This is a genomic window from Bradyrhizobium sp. LTSPM299 (assembly GCF_000938235.1).
GTDB lineage: Bacteria > Pseudomonadota > Alphaproteobacteria > Rhizobiales > Xanthobacteraceae > Bradyrhizobium.
Genome location: NZ_JYMU01000092.1, coordinates 1 through 3,017, shown reverse-complemented (window position 1 = coordinate 3,017; position 3,017 = coordinate 1). Strand labels below are relative to the sequence as shown.

Annotated in this window: 2 protein-coding genes; both read right to left on the bottom strand. The window is 61.1% G+C overall.

Annotation, left to right across the window (positions count from 1 at the left end; all coding sequences use genetic code 11):
• The coding region (locus tag UP10_RS39360) for an ATP-binding protein (protein WP_044592539.1) at positions 1–851 on the bottom strand (851 nt) is incomplete at its 3' end.
• Positions 852–1,008: 157 nt separating this feature from the next.
• A partial coding sequence (locus tag UP10_RS45590; protein ID WP_044592538.1) for an ATP-binding protein occupies positions 1,009–3,017 on the bottom strand: 2,009 nt, incomplete at its 5' end.

The following is a 3,017-nucleotide window of genomic DNA, read 5'->3' as shown; positions in this document are numbered from 1 at the left end:
AGTGAGTACAATAGGTGGACATGTTCACCTTCCACCCGGAGCGCTTCGCGGCTGGTCGCCAGGATGTGCGCTTGTGGCGCCTCGCTGACGATGCGTTCGGCCAGTGCTGCCGCAACGCCGATCACGTGCTCGCAATTGTCGAGCACGAGCAGGATCCTCCTGTCGCCGATAAAGGCCAGCAGACCAACGACCGGATCCTGGGTTTGCACCGCGAACCCGAGCGCCGACGCGATCGCTGTCGGCACCAGTTCGGGATCGGTCAGCGCAGCCAGATCGATAAAGAAGACCGCGTCATGGAATCCATCACTCAGCGTATGAGCGATCGAGATTGCCACGGTCGTTTTGCCGATACCGCCAGGGCCGACGATGCTGACGAAGCGCCACTCCTGAAGTTGCTGCGTCAACGCTCTAACGGTGTCATCACGACCGACCATTCGCGCTAGTTGCGGCGGCAGTTTTTGAACTCGCTCTGAGGTAGCGATCCCGGTGACCGGAACCAGTTGCTCGGCGCCCGAGCGTGTGACTGGCGCAACAAAGCAATAGCCCCTGCCGGCAATATTGGATATGTAGCGAGCACCGTCTCGTCCGTCGCCAAGTGCCTTCCGAAGGGCAGCCATTTGAAAGCGGAGGTTGGCTTCCTCCACCGTCACATCCGGCCACGCCGTCGAGATAAGTTCCTTGTGAGTGACAACTTCCCCTGGCCGCTCCGCGAGTGCGATCAGGATGTCGAGCGCGCGGCCACCGAGCGGTATCGGCTTGTCGGCCTTCCTGAGCAACCTCTCGGCCACAAACAGGCTGAACGGGCCAAAAGAGAGAACGTCCTTGGGTTCAGGGTTGCGGTGATCACTCATAGGCGTTATCCGCGCTCGTGCATCGGCAACCGGACACTCATAGGGCGGAGGGGTCACCTGGAAGCACCGATGCTTCCTTGTGCCGAATGCTCTCGTGCATTTTAGCGCGCAACCAGCATCGCTTCAATGCGACGAAGCCACGAGGAACCGCCAACGGCTAAAGGCTATGCAAATCCTCAAGCAGCGTGCGCGCCAGCTTCATATCTGCGGTTTCGAATCCTTCGGTGAAGCGGTCGTAGACGAGGGCGAGCGTATGCCGGGCCTGATCGCGCTGGCCGTCTTCGGCGAGCAAGCGTGCCAGGGCCATCGCTGATCTCAGCTCCCAAGCGAGTGCAGATTGCGCGCGCGCGACAGTAAGCGCTTCTGTCAGGCAGTTCATGGCTGATTCACGGTCATGTTGTGCTACGAGAATCTGCGATTTGATCCGGAGCAGTTCGGACAAGTTAAATTCCACTCCACTATTTGTCGAGCGCGCAATGGCTCCATTGATCGTCAAAATCGCCTCCTCGAATTGCCCGGTCTTGCGCAGGCCCTCCGCCAACGCGCCGATGAAGTCCGTGATCAGGAGATTGAACCGTGGAGCGCGCAGGATCTCCAGCGCGCTCCGTAGCAAATCGAGACCGGCTTCCGGCTCATCACGGGCGATAGCAAGTTCGCCTTTCAGCGCGATGCCGAGAGCACGGTACGGTGCAAGCGAGTGTCGTCCGGCGTGTACGATCAACTGCTCGATGAGGTCGCTGGTTCCTGGCAAATCACCGGTCCACAGTAACAAGGTCGAGGCATAAACCAGCGAGATGCAAGTCGGAACTGCGTGATCTCGGCTCGCCGCTTCGTCGATGGCCCTTCGCACGAATTTGAGCGCTTGATCGGAGAATCCACGCAGCCACAAGGCGCGGGCAAAGAAGATCGTCGCGATGCTGCGAAAATCAAAGACGAAGAAGTTGGCGTTGAAGGTACCAAGTTCGACCGCGAGTGCCCTGCTGCGCTCACAATGGAGTTGTGCCGCGGCCTGGTTGCCCAGAAAGTGGTGAGCATTGCCCACCCAACACTCTGCCCAGACGGTGCCCGCCGGGTGCTTGGCGGCCTGCGCGATGACGCCGCCCTGTTTCGCGACCGCCAGGGCGCCTCGAATGTCACCAAGTCGGCCAAGAAAGTGGTTCAGACCGACGAGAAGGCGCAGCTGGCGCGGCCTATCCTCAAGAGCTTCCGCAAGCGCAAGTCCACGCTCGAGTTCGGCACGAGCCTGATCCCTGGAGAGCATCGACGACAGCGCCAAGGCTTCCTGAAGGATCATCTCCTGTCTGGTGCCTCGGCTGGCGTCGTCGAGAGTGGCCAGCGCCCGTTCACACCAACCCCTGCATTCCCCGAGCAGCCACAGTCCGATGAACAAGGGCGCCGCCCAGGTGGCGAGTCCGATGCCGACGACGACATCGCCATGGTCTGACAGCGCCCATCCGAGCGCTGCCCGCACATTGCCGATATGCGGGGCGTATCCGGAAAGATCATATTCGCCAAACAATGACTGGATGATCTCGTCGTGTTCGAGAAACCTGGAATAAAAGATCGCGTGGCGTCGGGCGATCCGATCCGCTTCGCCACGCTCTGCGAGTTTGGCAGCAGCGTAGGCGCGCGTGGTGTCGAGTAACCGATAGTAGGTCGTTTCGTTGATGACGTTCGTGGATATCAAAAACTTTGCAACCAGGCTCGTGACCGTGTCGATCACATTCGCCTCGTCTGCCTCCGTCTCCGACGCAACGGAGCCGGCGGCCTGACGCGTGAAGGCCCCGACAAAGACTGACAGCCGGCACAGGACCAGCTTCTCGCGATCCGAAAGCAGGCTGTAACTCCAATCGAGCATCGCGTTCAGGGTCTCGTGCCGCGGTAGGGCGGTGCGGCGGCCCTGCCAGAGCAAGCCGAAGCGGTTGTCGAGCAGTTCCGCGGTTCCACGAATCCCAAGGGAGCCAACGCGACTGGCCGCGAGCTCAATCGCAAGTGCCACTCCGTCGAGCCGGCGGCAGCTCCGGGCGACGATCGGCGCATCGATATCGCTCAAGGCGACGTCGTAGCCGCTCGCCGCGGCCCGCTCCATGAAAAGCTGGGCAGCGGGATACCGGAGCGCTTCCGTCGCAGTCAGGCCGGCATCCTCGGGGGGACAATCGAGTGAGT